Genomic DNA, 15,524 nt, shown 5'->3' on the forward strand with positions numbered 1-15,524 from the left:
GCTGGGTTCAGCGAATAGGCAAGGGAACAGTTAATAACGTCCTGTTGACTGTGGTCGCGCCCGGAGCGCAGGACCATGCGCCCACGAACAACCTGTTTACTTACCTGCTGGCATACCGATCTGCTGGGCAGATTTTAGGTGCTGCTCGACAACCGGCGTGTGCGCGTCGGCCAGGGCCTTCACATCCGGATCCTTGATCTTCATGGCGTCACTCTGCAGCGTCGACAGCACCATCTTGTGGTCTTTGATGCCGGCGTTTTCCATATACATCTTGTCAAATGCGTCGCCGCTCTGCTTTTCCAGCATGGCGGCTATGGCCTTGTGGCTGGCGTCCGGCTCAGTTGGCAGTGTCACGCCCTTTTGTTGGGCGACCGCCTGTACTTTGGTCAAGGCACCGCCGTGGTCGTCGACCATCTGCTGAGCAAATTCTTTGACTTCACTGCCCTGAGCCTTGCTCAGCGCGATCTTGGCGGCGGCGATTTCATTGATATTGGCCTGCGCCATGTCCTTCAACGCTTTTTCGTCGCCGGAGCTGAGCCCGGCACGCGAGCCGGTCTGGCCTGCGGCGTCATTCTGCACGGCGCTCGTTGGCGTCTGAGCTTGCACGCCGACCGTGCTGAACATAACTGCTACTGCCGATACGGCCAGCAGCCCTTTCAAGGTTTTACTCTTTAGCATTTTGCTCTCCGGGTGGTCATGGGTAAGGTTGGTGTCAGGCCATTAACCGTGCGTAGCCTCGTATGTAAATTACAACTGCAATAGTCAGTATAGTGGATTAACGATTTAAGGCAGCAGATTGAGTTATGGACCTTCACGGAAGATTAGGCGTGGCATATGTGCCGGAGCGCCGCGCGCCTGAGAGTGGCCGATATGCAATGCACCTGTTTCTCTGTGCTCAGAGACAGACTATTGAACACGGTATGATTCAGCCGCGATGATAAGGGTTATACCCAAGATGGACGCCGCTACTGCCTGGCAATGTACTGTAGGTTCTGCAGGAATAAGGGCGGCCTGCGCCGCCCCTGGTTTTATGCCAACAGATGCTGCGCATGAAAGCGCAGGTGATCCTCAACAAACGAGGAAATAAAGAAATAGCTGTGATCGTAACCCGGCTGAATACGCAGCGTCAGCGGCCAGCCTTTCTGCTGCGCGATCGCCTCCAGCTGCTCTGGCTGTAGCTGATCGGCCAGGAACTGATCGCTGTCGCCCTGATCGATCAGCAACGGCAGCTGCTGCTGCGCCTGCTGCATTAGCCAGCAGCTGTCATATTGCCGCCACTGCTCACGATCTTCACCTAAGTAGGCGTTAAAGGCTTTCTGACCCCAAGGCACCGAGCAGGGATTAACGATCGGGGCGAACGCAGAAGCTGAGGCAAATTTTTGCGGATTACGTAGCGCCAGCATCAGCGCGCCGTGACCGCCCATCGAATGCCCCATCACCGCCTGACGATCGCTTACCTTAAAGCTTGCGGCAATCAACGCCGGCAGCTCCTCGTTAACGTAATCGTACATATGAAAATTCTGCCGCCAGGGTTCCTGCGTTGCATTCAGATAGAAACCCGCGCCCTGTCCCAGGTCGTAAGCTGCATCGTTCGGCACCTCATCACCACGTGGGCTGGTATCGGGCATCACCAGTACCAGGCCCAGCTCCGCCGCCACACGCTGCGCGCCTGACTTCACGGAAAAGTTTTCATCAGTGCAGGTCAGGCCCGCCAGGCACCAGACCACCGGTGGCGGCGCATCGCCCTGCGGACCTGGCAAAAAAATGCCGAAGGTCATGTTGCAGCCCAGCACCGACGAGTGGTGCCGCCAGCGCTGCTGCCAGCCGCCAAACAGGCGATGTTCTTCCAGTAATTCCAGCGTCGTTGGCATGATGGCTCCCGTTTATTTACTGAAATGCACCACGGAGCGGATCGATTTGCCTTCATGCATCAGCTCGAACGCTTCATTGATCTCCTCCAGCGGCATGGTGTGGGTAATAAAATCGTTTAGCTGGAATTTACCGTCAAGGTAATCCTGCACGATACCCGGCAGCTGCGAACGACCTTTTACGCCGCCAAAGGCGGAGCCGCGCCAGACGCGTCCGGTCACCAGCTGGAAAGGACGGGTAGAGATCTCTTCGCCCGCGCCCGCAACGCCGATAATTACCGACTCACCCCAGCCTTTATGGCAGCACTCCAGCGCTGAACGCATTACGTTAACGTTACCGATACATTCGAACGAGTAATCTACGCCGCCGTCAGTCATCTCAACGATCACTTCCTGAATCGGCTTATCGTAATCTTTCGGGTTAACCAGATCGGTGGCACCCAGCTTGCGTGCCAGATCGAATTTGCTGGTATTGATGTCGATGCCGATAATACGGCCCGCTTTCGCCATCTTCGCACCAATGATCGCCGACAGGCCAATGCCGCCCAGACCGAAAATAGCAACAGTGTCGCCTTCTTTGACTTTAGCGGTGTTCATTACCGCACCCATACCGGTAGTGACGCCGCAGCCCAGCAGACAGACTTCTTCCAGCGGCGCTTCTTTGCTGATTTTAGCCAGCGAGATTTCCGGCACGACGGTGTATTCAGAGAAGGTTGAGGTGCCCATGTAGTGGAAAATCGGCTTGCCGTCTTTAAAGAAACGGGTGGTGCCGTCCGGCATCAGGCCTTTACCCTGAGTGGTACGAATCGCCTGGCAGAGGTTAGTTTTGCCGGACAGGCAGAACTTACATTTGCCACATTCCGGCGTGTAGAGCGGGATCACATGATCGCCGACTTCAACGCTGGTGACGCCTTCGCCTACCGCTTCCACAATACCGCCGCCTTCGTGGCCGAGGATTGCCGGGAATACGCCTTCAGGATCCTTGCCCGACAGTGTGTAAGCATCGGTATGACAAACGCCGGTGGCGACAATACGCACCAGGACTTCACCTTTCTGCGGCGGCATCAAATCCACTTCTTCAATTTTCAGCGGTTCGCCTGCGGCCCAGGCAACGGCGGCACGGGTTTTAATCATTTCCATTTATCAGCTCCAAAGGATGCATCAGTTCATCGTTAACGGGTTTGTCGTCAAACTGTTCAATAATCAGATATTTCAGCGCTTCCACATTCGGGGTAAACGCATCACGCCGCCAGATTAGCCAGGTGGCGGTATCAGAAAACTTAGGCGGCAGCACATGCGCCTGAACCCGCTCGCGGGCAGGCATCTGCGCCAGCACCGACTGCGGGATCAGCGCCACGCCAGCACCGCTGGCAACGCAGGCCATCATGGCGTGATAGGACTGGATCTCCATAACATTATGCGGTTGCACGCCATCTTCGCGAAACCACTCTTCCAGCCGCAGGCGATAGGAACAACTGCTGCGAAAGGCGAAAACCGTATCGCTGCTGGCGTCCACCGCGCTGCGGATCGGCTCATGGCCAGCGCTGGAAATCAGTATCATCTGTTCACGAAAGGCAATGCAGCCGTTCAGCTCTTCATAATTCACCGGCCCGTCAACCAGCGCTGCCGCAAGGGTTCCTTCGCGCACGCGATCGATAATCTCGCCAGAAGTGCCGGTGATCAGCGAAAGCGCCACCGCCGGATAACGCTGATGATAAGCCGCCAGCAGGTTCGGCAGGCGCGTGGCGGCAGTGCTCTCCATTGAACCAAGGGCGAAATTGCCCCCCGGCTCGCCGTTGCGCGCCATGCTCAGCGCCTCTTCGCTCAGCGTCAAAATTTTTTGGGCGTAGCTCAGGAAATTATGGCCCATCGGCGACAAACGCAGGCGTTGTTTTTCACGAATAAACAGGTCAACGCCGATCTCCTGCTCAAGCTGACGCAGGCGCGTGGTCAGGTTAGAGGGCACACGATGCAGCTGTTCAGCGGCGCGCGCCACCGAACCGGTTTCTGCAACCAGGCAGAACATACGTAACTGGACTAAATCCATCTGTTCTCTTACCGTAATCAACTTGGTTATAAATATTCACTTTTCGTGAGTTTAAACATCGCGCATCGTGGGCGCAACCGTTGATTACAAAAGATGATATGGCTTATGCAGAATCGGGGCGCTCAGACAGGGGCAGGGCGCATTGCGCTCAGTGCGCTGCTGTCCTTGGTGGTGGCGATGGGCATCGGGCGTTTTGCTTTTACGCCGCAGGTGCCGCTGATGATTGCCGGGCATCAGCTAACGTTAACCAGCGCCAGTCTGGTGGCGGCGCTTAACTATCTGGGCTATCTCTGTGGCTCCTTTGATGCGATGCGCGCCCGTCAGCGCGTGGAGTGGCGGCTGCAGGCGGGCGTCTGGGGCGCGGTGGTGCTGACGCTGCTTTCGGCATGGCTGAACGATCCCTGGCTACATGGCGCGCTGCGCTTTCTTATCGGCTGGGCCAGCGGCTGGGCGATGGTGCTGGTAGCGGCATGGTGCGGCGAGCAGTTGCAAAAGCAGGGCAGACCGGCGCTGCTGGCGATGGTTTTTGCCGGGCCGGGTATCGGTATTTTCCTTAGCGGCATGCTGGCAGTGCTGTTGAATCACTACCATCTCTCGGCGGCTGGCGCATGGCTGGCCTACGGCACGCTGGCGCTGCTGCTGGTTGCGCCGATTGCGATCAACCTGCCGCGCCGGGGCGAGCTGCACCAGCCAGAAACGGCCCCCGCGCCGCTGGTACTGAACGGCAACCTTAAGCGGCTGGTCTGGAGCTACAGCCTGGCAGGCTTCGGCTATATCCTGCCTGCCACCTTTCTCTCCCAGCTGGCAGTTACTCGCTTCCCACACAGTCTGTTCGCCCAGTTTGTCTGGCCGATTTTTGGCGGGGCGGCAGTGGCAGGTATTGTGCCTGGCATTGTGACCCGACAATTGGCTGGCTCTCATACCCGACTGGCGATAGCGCTATGGGCGCAGGCGCTGGGAGTGTTTATCGGCGGACTGATGCCGGGCATCGGCGGTTTGCTGCTGGGCGCGCTGCTGACGGGCGGCGGTTTCCTTTGCGTGGTGCAGCTTACGCTGCAGTATGGTCGTGAGCTGGCTCCGCAGCATGCGCGCTATCTGGCAGGATTGCTGACCACCGGCTACGCCATTGGCCAACTGACCGGGCCGATGCTCTCCTCGCTTTCCAGCCTGTTTCTGCATCGCCTCGACCCCGCGTTATATGTTGCTGGCGCGGCGCTGCTGGTGGCTGGCGCTCTGGTGTGGCGACGCGCTGCATGAAGCAATTTCAGTGGTGATTACGTGTATTCACTGGATAAACCGGGCGGAGTGCTTCAGAATACGCCCTCAGATTATTACCCCGATAACGACCACGCTGGCGATTATCGGCTGTTACACCTGCTGGAGAAACATTACATGGCGACGTTAAGTCATGAAGCTGCTCTGGTTCACGACGCGCTGGTCGCGCGTGGACTGGAAACCCCGTTACGTGCGCCCGTACGTGAAATGGATGACGAAACGCGTAAGCGGCTGATTGCCGGGCATATGACTGAAATCATGCAGCTGCTCAATCTTGATTTAGAAGATGACAGCCTGATGGAAACCCCACACCGCATCGCCAAGATGTATGTTAATGAAATTTTCTCTGGTCTGGATTACGCGAACTTTCCCAAAATCACCCTTATTGAAAATAAAATGAAGGTGGATGAGATGGTGACCGTGCGGGACATTACCCTAACCAGCACCTGTGAGCATCATTTTGTGATTATTGATGGTCAGGCGACCGTTGCCTATATTCCCAAAGATAAGGTGATTGGTCTGTCAAAAATCAACCGCATCGTTCAGTTCTTTGCCCAGCGTCCGCAGGTCCAGGAACGTTTGACGCAGCAGGTACTGATTGCGTTGCAGACGCTGCTCGGCACCAATAACGTAGCGGTATCGATTGACGCGGTGCACTACTGCGTTAAGGCGCGCGGCATTCGCGATGCCAACAGCGCTACCACCACAACATCGCTGGGCGGCCTGTTCAAGTCCAGTCAGAACACGCGCCAGGAATTTTTACGTGCGGTGCGTCATAACTAATCTCCTCTGACGGCAGAGGGAAGCGCAGCAGGAACGGGCATGCAACGAAATATCACGCTGGATTTTATTCGTGGTCTCGCCATTCTCGGTATCCTGCTGCTGAATATCAGCGGCTTCGGCCTGCCTTCCGCCGCTTACCTGAACCCTGCCTGGCACGGTCAGCCCTCTCTGAGCGATGCGCTTAGCTGGGCGGCGCTCGATCTGCTGGCGCAAAGTAAATTCCTTACGCTGTTTGCCCTGCTGTTCGGCGCGGGCCTGCAAATGCTGTTGCCGCGCGGCAAACGCTGGCTTCAGGCACGCTTAAGCTGGCTGGTGATCTTCGGGTTTATTCACGCTCTTTTCCTCTGGGAAGGGGATATTCTTCTCGCCTACGGCATTATCGGCCTGATTGCCTGGCGAATGATCCGCGATGTCCCTTCCACGCGCTCGTTGTTTAACACCGGCGTGATGCTTTATCTGGTCGGCGTTGGCGTACTGCTGCTGTTTGGCCTGATTTCCTCGCCGGAACCGGCGCGTTCCTGGCTGCCCGGCGCGGCGGATATACAGTATGAAACTTTCTGGAAGCTAAACGGCGGCTGGAACGCGGTGCAAAACCGGCTCGCTCATCTCTCATCCATGCTGTTGGCGCTGGGGGCGCAGTATGGCTGGCAGCTGGCGGGACTGATGATGATCGGCGGTGCGCTGATGCGCAATGGCTGGTTGCAGGGGGCGTTTAGTCGTCGTCACTATCGCCGCACGGCAGCGATCTTATTAGGCCTCGGCTGGCTGATTCAACTGCCGGCGACGCTGTTACAGTGGCAGCTGGACTGGGCGTTTCGCTGGTCAGCGTTTTACCTGCAGGCGCCGCGCGACCTGGCCGCGCCGCTGATTAGCCTTGGCTATGCAGCGCTTTGCTTCGGCTTCTGGCCTCAGCTGGCCAGATTGAAAATTATCCAGCCGATCTGCTGCGTAGGCCGGATGGCGTTAACTAACTATCTACTGCAAACCCTGATTTGTACCACGCTGTTCTACCATCTTGGCCTGTTTATGCACTTTGACCGCCTGCAGCTGTTGATGCTGGTGCCGCTGGTCTGGCTGGCAAACCTGCTGTTTTCCACGCTGTGGCTGCGCCGGTTTCGTCAGGGACCGCTGGAGTGGTTATGGCGTAAGCTTACCGCGTTGGCAGCGGGCAAGCCGCTGAACAGCGCCCGCCCTGGACAATGACGCCTGTCACAATTGTTACAAAATTGTATGTAACCGTTTTCATGAGTGTGACCTGTTTCACGTAGCCCGTCGCGGTTGCCTGCCAGAATAGCCGCCAGCAATCCCAGTTGGCAGGTACATCATGCAGCATATCTTCCTTATTTCAGGTCACTCATCATGATAACTATTCGTGATGTCGCGCGTCTGGCGGGCGTCTCCGTCGCAACAGTCTCGCGCGTGCTGAATAACAGCAGCGCGGTAACCGCTGAAACCCGTGACGCTGTGCAACAGGCGGTGAATACCCTGGGCTATCGGCCAAATGCGAATGCGCAGGCGCTGGCCACGCAGGTTAGCGATACCATCGGCGTGGTGGTGATGGATGTTTCCGATCCCTTTTTCGGTGCGCTGGTAAAAGCAGTGGATAGCGTGGCGCAGCGGGTGCAAAAACATGTGCTCATCAGCAACTCCTGGCATCAGGAACAGGAAGAGCGCCACGCCATTGAAGTATTAATCCGTCAACGTTGCAACGCGCTGGTAGTGCATTCTAAATCTCTTTCCGATGCCGAGCTGGGCAACTTTATGGATCAGGTGCCGGGTATGGTGCTGGTCAACCGTATCGTGCCCGGCTATGAATATCGCTGCGTCGGGCTGGATAACGTAAGCGGGGCACTCATGGCGACGCGTATGCTGTTGCAACAGGGCCATACGCGTATTGGCTATCTCGGCTCCAGCCATGCGATTGAGGATGAGGAACAGCGTCGGGCGGGCTGGCTGCAGGCGCTGCACGAGCAGGGCATTACGCCGCCGGACGTCTGGATCGGCAGCGGCGAGCCGGACATGCAGGGCGGGGAGGCGGCCATGGTTGAGCTGCTGGGGCGCAATGTGCGGCTTACGGCGCTATTTACCTATAACGACAGCATGGCTACCGGCGCGCTGACCGCGTTAAAAGATAACGGTATTCTGGTGCCGCAGCATATCTCTATTATCGGCTTCGATGATATTCCGGTGTCGCGCTATACCGATCCGCAGCTGACCACTATCCGTTATCCCATTGTATCTATGGCAAAACTGGCTACGGAGCTGGCATTAAAAGGCGCAGTCGGCGAACTGGATACCAGCGCCCGACACTTTTTTATGCCAACGCTGGTGCGGCGTCATTCAGTGGCCGCCCGGCAAAATGTGGGGCCGGTCACTCTTTCAAACGATTCCGCCATGTAACCGTTTTCAATCTGTGAGTAAATTCACAGTTAATTAACATACGCCTCTCTATGATAGCAGCGACTTAACGGCGATGAAACATTATGTAACGGTTTTAGCCTGCAGGCTGAACTGCTCTACAGCGTGCCGCGCAACAGTTTGGCATTACTTTCCAGGAAGCGTTACCGATTAAGGAAGTCAGGTTTTGTGTCAGCAATCCATCGGCTTTGCGTAACGTTTAGTTAACTACCCGCCCAGGCCGATTTTTTCACTGAGTATCCGCACACCTTCATCTGCTGGATGGAGGGTTTGGATGTAGAACGACCCCTGTAAAAACCGGAGATACTAATATTATGAATAAGAAGGTTTTCACCCTCACAGCCCTGGTTGCCAGCATGATGTTTGGTGCAACGGCGCACGCAGCAGATACCCGTATTGGCGTGACCATCTATAAATATGACGATAACTTTATGTCGATGGTGCGTAAGGATCTGGAAAAAGATGCGCAGGCTGCCGGTGGCGTCCAACTGCTGATGAATGACTCGCAGAATGACCAGTCAAAACAGAATGATCAGATTGACGTGCTGCTGGCAAAAGGGGTTAAAGCGCTGGCAATCAACCTGGTTGACCCGGCAGCGGCAGGCGTAGTGATTGATAAAGCGCGCAGCAACGACGTACCGGTGGTGTTCTTTAACAAAGAACCGAGCGCCAAAGTGCTGGCTGGCTATGACAAAGCGTATTATGTCGGTACCGATTCTAAAGAGTCTGGCGTGATCCAGGGGCAGCTGATTGAGAAGCACTGGAAAGCGACGCCGGCATGGGATCTGAATAAAGATGGTCAGATTCAGTTCGTGCTGCTGAAAGGCGAACCGGGTCACCCGGATGCGGAAGCACGTACCAAATACGTGATCGAGACGCTGAATAAAGACGGTATCAAAACGCAGCAGCTGGCGATGGATACCGCGATGTGGGACACCGCTCAGGCAAAAGACAAAGTTGACGCCTGGCTCTCTGGCCCTAACGCCAACAAAATCGAAGTAGTAATCGCTAACAACGATGCGATGGCGATGGGCGCGGTAGAAGCGCTGAAGGCGCACAATAAATCTTCCATTCCGGTATTCGGCGTCGATGCGCTGCCGGAAGCGCTGGCAATGGTGAAATCGGGTGCAATGGCCGGTACGGTACTGAACGACGGTGCCAACCAGGCGAAAGCCACCTTTGAACTGGCGAAAAATCTGGCGGCTGGCAAACCGGCTGCTGAAGGCACCAACTTTAAGCTGGAAAATAAAATCGTACGTATTCCTTACGTTGCGGTAGATAAAGAAAACCTTGCTCAATTCAGTAAATAAACGAAGTCGGGCACAGCGATAGCTGTGCCCTTTTTTGCCAGACGCAGATATATTTAGCCAGGTAAATTATGGCCAGTGAAAAAACAGCACAGCATGAATATTTGCTGGAGATGACTAATGTCAATAAGTCATTTCCCGGCGTAAAGGCTTTAGATAATGTCAATCTAAAAGTCCGGCCGCATTCCGTTCACGCACTGATGGGAGAGAATGGCGCGGGGAAATCGACCTTATTAAAATGCCTGTTTGGTATTTACAGTAAGGACAGCGGCAGCATTGTTTTTCAGGGTAAAGAGGTTAATTTCCAGAGCGCGAAAGAGGCGCTGGAAAATGGCGTATCCATGGTGCATCAGGAATTAAACCTGGTGCTGCAGCGTTCGGTAATGGACAACATGTGGCTGGGGCGTTATCCGCGCAAAGGCATATTTGTCGATCACGATAAAATGTATCGCGATACCAAGGCCATTTTTGATGAGCTGGATATTGATATCGATCCGCGCGACAAAGTAGCGCTGCTTTCCGTTTCGCAAATGCAGATGGTGGAAATTGCCAAAGCATTTTCCTATGACGCTAAAATCGTGATTATGGATGAGCCTACCTCTTCTCTGACTGAGAAAGAAGTTAATCATCTGTTTACCATTATTCGTAAGCTAAAAGATCGTGGCTGCGGCATTGTTTATATCTCACATAAGATGGAAGAGATATTTCAGCTTTGCGATGAAATTACCATTCTGCGCGACGGCCAGTGGATCAATACCCAGCCGCTGGAAGGGCTGGATATGGATAAGATCATCGCCATGATGGTAGGACGCTCTCTGAATCAGCGTTTCCCCGATAAAACCAACGTGCCGGGCGAAGTGATTCTGGAAGTGCGCAATCTGACCTCGCTACGTCAGCCTTCGATCCGTGATGTTTCCTTCGATCTGCATAAAGGGGAGATCCTTGGCATTGCCGGTCTGGTGGGCGCCAAGCGTACCGATATCGTAGAGACGCTGTTTGGTATTCGCGAAAAGTCGGGCGGCACCATTAAGCTGCACGGCAAGGCGATCAATAATCACAGCGCCAATGAGGCGATTAACCACGGCTTTGCGCTGGTTACCGAAGAGCGTCGATCCACCGGGATTTACGCCTACCTGGATATTGGCTTTAACTCGTTAATTTCTAATATTCGTCAGTATAAAAACCGCTTCGGCCTGCTGGATAACAGCCGTATGAAAAGCGATACCCAGTGGGTGATTGATTCCATGCGGGTAAAAACGCCGGGACATCATACCTCAATAGGCTCGCTTTCCGGTGGTAACCAGCAGAAAGTGATTATTGGCCGCTGGCTGCTTACCCAGCCGGAAATATTAATGCTGGATGAACCAACGCGCGGCATAGACGTTGGCGCAAAGTTTGAAATTTATCAGCTTATTTCCGAGCTGGCGAAGAAAGATAAAGGCATCATTATTATCTCTTCTGAAATGCCGGAGCTGTTGGGAATTACTGACCGGATCCTGGTAATGAGTAACGGTCTCGTTGCCGGTATTGTCGAAACCAAAAATACCACGCAGAACGAAATATTACGTTTAGCGTCGTTACACCTTTAATGATGTAAGGGCTGTTACCATGAAAGCTACAACTAAAAAGAATGCGCTGACCTGGTTAAAAGAGGGCGGCATTTATATGGTATTGCTGGTGCTGCTGGCAATTATTATCTTCCAGGATCCCACTTTTCTCAGCTTAATGAACCTGAGTAATATTCTGACTCAGTCTTCGGTGCGTATTATTATCGCGCTGGGCGTGGCTGGATTGATTGTTACCCAGGGCACTGACCTTTCCGCCGGACGACAGGTTGGGCTGGCGGCGGTGGTAGCGGCAACGCTGCTGCAGTCGATGGAAAACGCCAATAAAGTGTTCCCTGACATGGCTACCTTACCGATCCCGCTGGTGATTCTGGTGGTCTGTGTGGTAGGCGGCCTGATTGGTCTGGTTAACGGCATCATTATCGCTTATCTGAAAGTGACGCCGTTTATCACCACGCTGGGCACCATGATTATCGTCTACGGCATTAACTCGCTCTATTACGATTACGTGGGCGCTTCGCCGATTGCCGGATTTGACGCGAGCTTCTCTACCTTTACCCAGGGCTTTCTGCGTTTTGGCGATTTTAAACTCTCTTACATCACGTTCTACGCCATTATCGCTATTGTGTTTGTCTGGATCCTGTGGAACAAAACGCGCTTCGGCAAAAACATTTTTGCCATTGGCGGCAACCCGGAAGCGGCAAGAGTTTCCGGCGTTAACGTTCCTCTTAACCTGATCCTGATTTATGCGCTGTCCGGCGTGTTCTATGCCTTCGGCGGGTTGCTGGAAGCGGGCCGTATCGGCAGCGCCACCAACAACCTTGGCTTTATGTACGAACTGGATGCCATCGCGGCGTGCGTGGTGGGCGGCGTCTCCTTTGCCGGCGGCGTCGGTACCGTAGCGGGCGTGGTGACCGGGGTACTGATCTTTACCGTTATCAACTACGGTCTGACCTATATCGGCGTTAACCCTTACTGGCAGTACATTATCAAGGGCGGCATTATCATTTTCGCCGTGGCGCTAGACTCACTGAAATATTCGCGTAAAAAATAAGCACCAAGGCGGCGGTGAAAACCGCCGCCTGTGATGTTATAGGTTAATTTTATTCACCTGATACCATCTTTATAGCTATTAGCAATCAGCGGAATACAGGCAGCTGGCTTTTTTTGAACATGCTATTGCCTGGAGAAAGATAAGTAATAAGCATTAATGTGATTAAATAAAACACATTAAAACGGCGATGTTTTAATTTAATTAAATAATTAAAGCCACGCTGGAAACAATTTGTATATTTTTAGTGAGAGTAAGTTTTTATTCCGTTTGCCAGAATAGGCGGCACATACTTGTGCTACGGTACTCCCCCTAAATGAAGTGGTTCACAAAAAGCGCGGTTTTGTTTTCATGCAAAACGTCTCTCGCCGCGTTTCTGGCTTTATCGATTGCGCTTCTCCTTAACTTTGAAAAACCTGCCTGGGCAGTAACAACGGTTTTTGTTACTTCGCAGTTATATGCCGCTTCCACGCTGTCAAAATCGGTGTTTCGCCTGTTGGGAACGCTGCTTGGCGGTTTCTTTATTTTATTGATTTATCCCGAAACGGTGCAGTCACCGCTGTTTTTCAGCTTTAGCGTTTCGTTATGGGTGTCCGTTTGTCTCTATCTGTCGCTGAAAGATCGTACGCCTAAAAGCTATATTTTTATGCTGGCTGGATACAGCGCGGCTATTATGGGATTTCCTGATGTCAGCTCGCCCTATGCCATTACCGGGACGGTGATTTCACGCCTTGAAGAGATTACGTTGGGTATCGTCTGTAGTTCGCTGATTCACCGACTGATACTGCCTGTTCCCATGCATCATCTGCTAAGCCAGAGCGTAAACAACTGGTATAAAACGGCACAGAAACTCTGTAATGATTTAATTGCCCATACCTCAGGACGCCGTTCGCCTGAGCGGGAAGATATCCTGATTGGCATGGCGAACTATCCACTGAATGTTGAAACGCTTCTCACCCACTGTATCTATGATGGCGAGGCCGCGCGCAACGTGATCAGGCTGGTCAGCGTACAGTACAAGCATTTAACCTGGCTGTTGCCAACGCTGACCGCGATTGAAACCCGGCTCACGCTGCTGGCCGAACTGAAAATCCCGTTTCCGCCGTGCGTGACGCATGTTTTTCAACACTTCCTCTTATGGCTTAATTTTGATGTTTCCCGCAATACGGCAGTGATACAGCACCTGCTTGCGGAATGTCAGACTTCCCTGCAACAAGCGTGGCGTGAAGGAAACATCAGCACGGAGGAGATTTTACTCTTTACCGGGCTACTGGAGCGGCTGGGGAATTTTGTCCGCATTGATGACGCCTGGCACAATGTGACCGCCCGTGCAGCGGATCTCTACAGCAGCAGCGATGCCGTTTTGTCTAAAAGCAGCACGAATATGCGGCATACCGACCAGCGCCTGTTGCTGCTTTCGGCCGTAACCGCGTTTATGGCGACCTTTCTTTCCTCGCTGTTCTGGATAGGCAGCGGCTGGGCTGACGGAGCGAATGCGCCGCTGATGGCAGCAATCACCAGCTCTTTTTTTGCCAGCATCGATTCTCCGGTCACGCCCATGCGGCTGTTTATTAAAGGCGTGGTAATTGCGCTGCTGATCAGTCTGTTTTATATCGCGGTGCTGATACCGCAGGCCAATACGTTACAGGCGCTGATCATCTGCCTGTTTCCCGGACTGTTCGTGCTGGGTCTGGTACTGGCCCGGCCTGCCACCAATTTGATAGGGCTGAGCGTGGCCATTCAGCTGCCCGGCTTTATTGGGCTTAGCCATCACTATGTGCCCAATTTGATTGCGACGCTGAATGCCGGTATTTCTACTCTGGCCGGCATCATCATTGCCGTGGCGCTTTCTGCCATTATCAGAAACAGGCGGCCTTCCTGGATCGCCCGGCGCGCGTTTTCCATGGGAATAAGGGATCTGCTGGGGTTCATTAAAGCGGTGGAAAGGAACTCTTCTTCTCTGCTGATGCGCCAGCATTTTATTATCCGCATGCTCGACCGGGTCAATATCATTCTGCCGCGCAGACAGCTCGATCCTGATGCTGAGCTAAGTGCGGCAGGCGATCTGATCGCTGAAACCTGGATTGGCGCTAACTGCTATGACTTTTACGCGCGCTATCACACGGAGCTGCAACAGCATCGGATTGACAGCAGCCAGATGTTTCACGAGCTGAGCCTCTATCTGCGGCGCAAAATAAAGGCGTTACAGACCCAGCCGCATCAGGATTTACTGGATGAACTGAATCAGTTACTGAAAAAGCTGGAGACGCTTTCGCTTACCTGCCCGGCGACCTTTGCGGCCATGGTGCATCTGTTCAATATCCGCGTCTCGCTTTATCCGCAGCAGCGCTGGCTCTGAGTCTCATTCGCTACTCAATAGCAAGGCGGCGTTATAAGAGGCGACAGAGAAGCCGCTACTTCTTCTGTCGCTTTTGCTCCAGCTCCAGCAGCTGTTCCGGCGTCACCGCCGGATAGCTCTGCGCATCCTGCGGCACTTCATGCACCGCCGGGATTGGGATCAGCGGGCCAAGAAAACGCGGCTCACGCTTCATAATATAGAGATCGGCCAGCGCGCCAAGACGGGCGGCCACTTCACGCGCGCGAACCGTTAACATATTTTTCGGCGAGGGCACCGCGTAGCACTGCGCCTGGATGCCCATATGCAGCGCGATAAACAGCGCACGTTCGCAGTGGAAGCGTTGGGTAATAATAATAAAATCGTTGGTATCAAACACTTTGCGGGTGCGCACAATCGAATCGAGAGTACGAAATCCGGCATAATCCAGTACGATATCGCCAGGATTGACGCCAGCGGCGATCAGATCGCGACGCATGGTCATCGGCTCGTTGTAGCTCTGCTGCGCGTTATCGCCGCTGAGCAGCAGATAGTTAACCTTGCCGCTGTTATAGGCATTGATTGCGCCCCGGATGCGGTAGTAGTAGTACTGGTTCTGTACGCCGGTACGATAATATTTGGCGGTGCCCAGCACCACACCCACCTGACGATGCGGCAACGAGGTCAGATCTTCATAAATCCACGGGGCCGTTTTCCATGCAATCCAGCGATCGAGGCCGAGCGCGGTCAGGATCATCAACAGCAGGATGATAATCAGACCATATGTCATGCGTTTCAACATGTTCGGCATTGCTCAGGATGGGGCGGAAAGAATGTCTCAAGGCTACTTGAGGCGTTAACGTGAAGCAAGCGCG

Annotated in this window: 13 protein-coding genes; 8 read left to right on the plus strand and 5 right to left on the minus strand. The window is 54.0% G+C overall.

Annotation, left to right across the window (positions count from 1 at the left end; genetic code table 11):
* Positions 1–96: 96 nt before the first annotated feature.
* From ACQE3Z_RS02425 to ptrR, 4 genes are all read right to left on the minus strand, one after another.
* Entirely contained in the window at positions 97–678 is a 582-nt protein-coding gene (locus ACQE3Z_RS02425; RefSeq protein ID WP_426971970.1) for a DUF4142 domain-containing protein, read from the minus strand.
* A 350-nt stretch (positions 679–1,028) separates the two neighbouring features.
* Positions 1,029–1,871 (minus strand): S-formylglutathione hydrolase, encoded by an 843-nt coding sequence (fghA, locus tag ACQE3Z_RS02430; protein ID WP_426971971.1) that lies wholly within the window; start codon positions 1,869–1,871, stop codon positions 1,029–1,031.
* Positions 1,872–1,883: 12 nt separating this feature from the next.
* Positions 1,884–3,008: an S-(hydroxymethyl)glutathione dehydrogenase/class III alcohol dehydrogenase gene (locus tag ACQE3Z_RS02435; RefSeq protein ID WP_250650374.1), complete on the minus strand. Its 1,125-nt coding sequence runs from the start codon at positions 3,006–3,008 to the stop codon at positions 1,884–1,886.
* The gene (gene ptrR / locus ACQE3Z_RS02440) at positions 2,995–3,915 is read right to left on the minus strand and encodes a putrescine utilization regulator PtrR (protein ID WP_426971972.1); all 921 of its coding nucleotides are present in this window, start codon (positions 3,913–3,915) and stop codon (positions 2,995–2,997) included. Before ptrR ends, ACQE3Z_RS02435 begins: the two co-directional genes overlap by 14 nt.
* A 105-nt stretch (positions 3,916–4,020) precedes the next feature.
* Between ptrR and ACQE3Z_RS02445 the strand changes: the two genes are divergently transcribed.
* From ACQE3Z_RS02445 to ACQE3Z_RS02480, 8 genes are all read left to right on the plus strand, one after another.
* Positions 4,021–5,172: a YbfB/YjiJ family MFS transporter gene (locus tag ACQE3Z_RS02445; RefSeq protein ID WP_426971973.1), complete on the plus strand. Its 1,152-nt coding sequence runs from the start codon at positions 4,021–4,023 to the stop codon at positions 5,170–5,172.
* A gap of 135 nt (positions 5,173–5,307) precedes the next feature.
* Positions 5,308–5,973, plus strand: coding sequence for a GTP cyclohydrolase I FolE (gene folE, locus ACQE3Z_RS02450; RefSeq protein WP_085072325.1), 666 nt, complete (start codon positions 5,308–5,310; stop codon positions 5,971–5,973).
* Positions 5,974–6,012: 39 nt separating this feature from the next.
* Entirely contained in the window at positions 6,013–7,176 is a 1,164-nt protein-coding gene (gene yeiB / locus ACQE3Z_RS02455) for a DUF418 domain-containing protein YeiB (protein WP_426971974.1), read from the plus strand.
* Between the two features lie 156 nt (positions 7,177–7,332).
* The gene (gene galS / locus ACQE3Z_RS02460; protein ID WP_426971975.1) at positions 7,333–8,373 is read left to right on the plus strand and encodes an HTH-type transcriptional regulator GalS; all 1,041 of its coding nucleotides are present in this window, start codon (positions 7,333–7,335) and stop codon (positions 8,371–8,373) included.
* 332 nt (positions 8,374–8,705) lie between these two features.
* A complete protein-coding gene (gene mglB / locus ACQE3Z_RS02465; protein WP_085071117.1) occupies positions 8,706–9,701 on the plus strand; it encodes a galactose/glucose ABC transporter substrate-binding protein MglB in 996 nt (331 codons plus the stop codon).
* A 68-nt stretch (positions 9,702–9,769) separates the two neighbouring features.
* Positions 9,770–11,287, plus strand: a complete 1,518-nt coding sequence (gene mglA / locus ACQE3Z_RS02470) for a galactose/methyl galactoside ABC transporter ATP-binding protein MglA (RefSeq protein WP_420851568.1) — start codon at positions 9,770–9,772, stop codon at positions 11,285–11,287.
* Positions 11,288–11,306: 19 nt separating this feature from the next.
* The gene (mglC, locus tag ACQE3Z_RS02475) at positions 11,307–12,317 is read left to right on the plus strand and encodes a galactose/methyl galactoside ABC transporter permease MglC (protein ID WP_426971976.1); all 1,011 of its coding nucleotides are present in this window, start codon (positions 11,307–11,309) and stop codon (positions 12,315–12,317) included.
* Between the two features lie 313 nt (positions 12,318–12,630).
* A complete protein-coding gene (locus tag ACQE3Z_RS02480; RefSeq protein WP_426971978.1) occupies positions 12,631–14,673 on the plus strand; it encodes an FUSC family protein in 2,043 nt (680 codons plus the stop codon).
* Between the two features lie 55 nt (positions 14,674–14,728).
* Here the strand turns inward: ACQE3Z_RS02480 and sanA are convergent, their stop codons facing one another.
* Positions 14,729–15,451, minus strand: a complete 723-nt coding sequence (sanA, locus tag ACQE3Z_RS02485; RefSeq protein ID WP_426971979.1) for an outer membrane permeability protein SanA — start codon at positions 15,449–15,451, stop codon at positions 14,729–14,731.
* Between the last annotated feature and the right edge of the window lie 73 nt (positions 15,452–15,524).

Source organism: Pantoea sp. FN0307 (genome assembly GCF_050113815.1).
GTDB lineage: Bacteria > Pseudomonadota > Gammaproteobacteria > Enterobacterales > Enterobacteriaceae > Mixta > Mixta alhagi.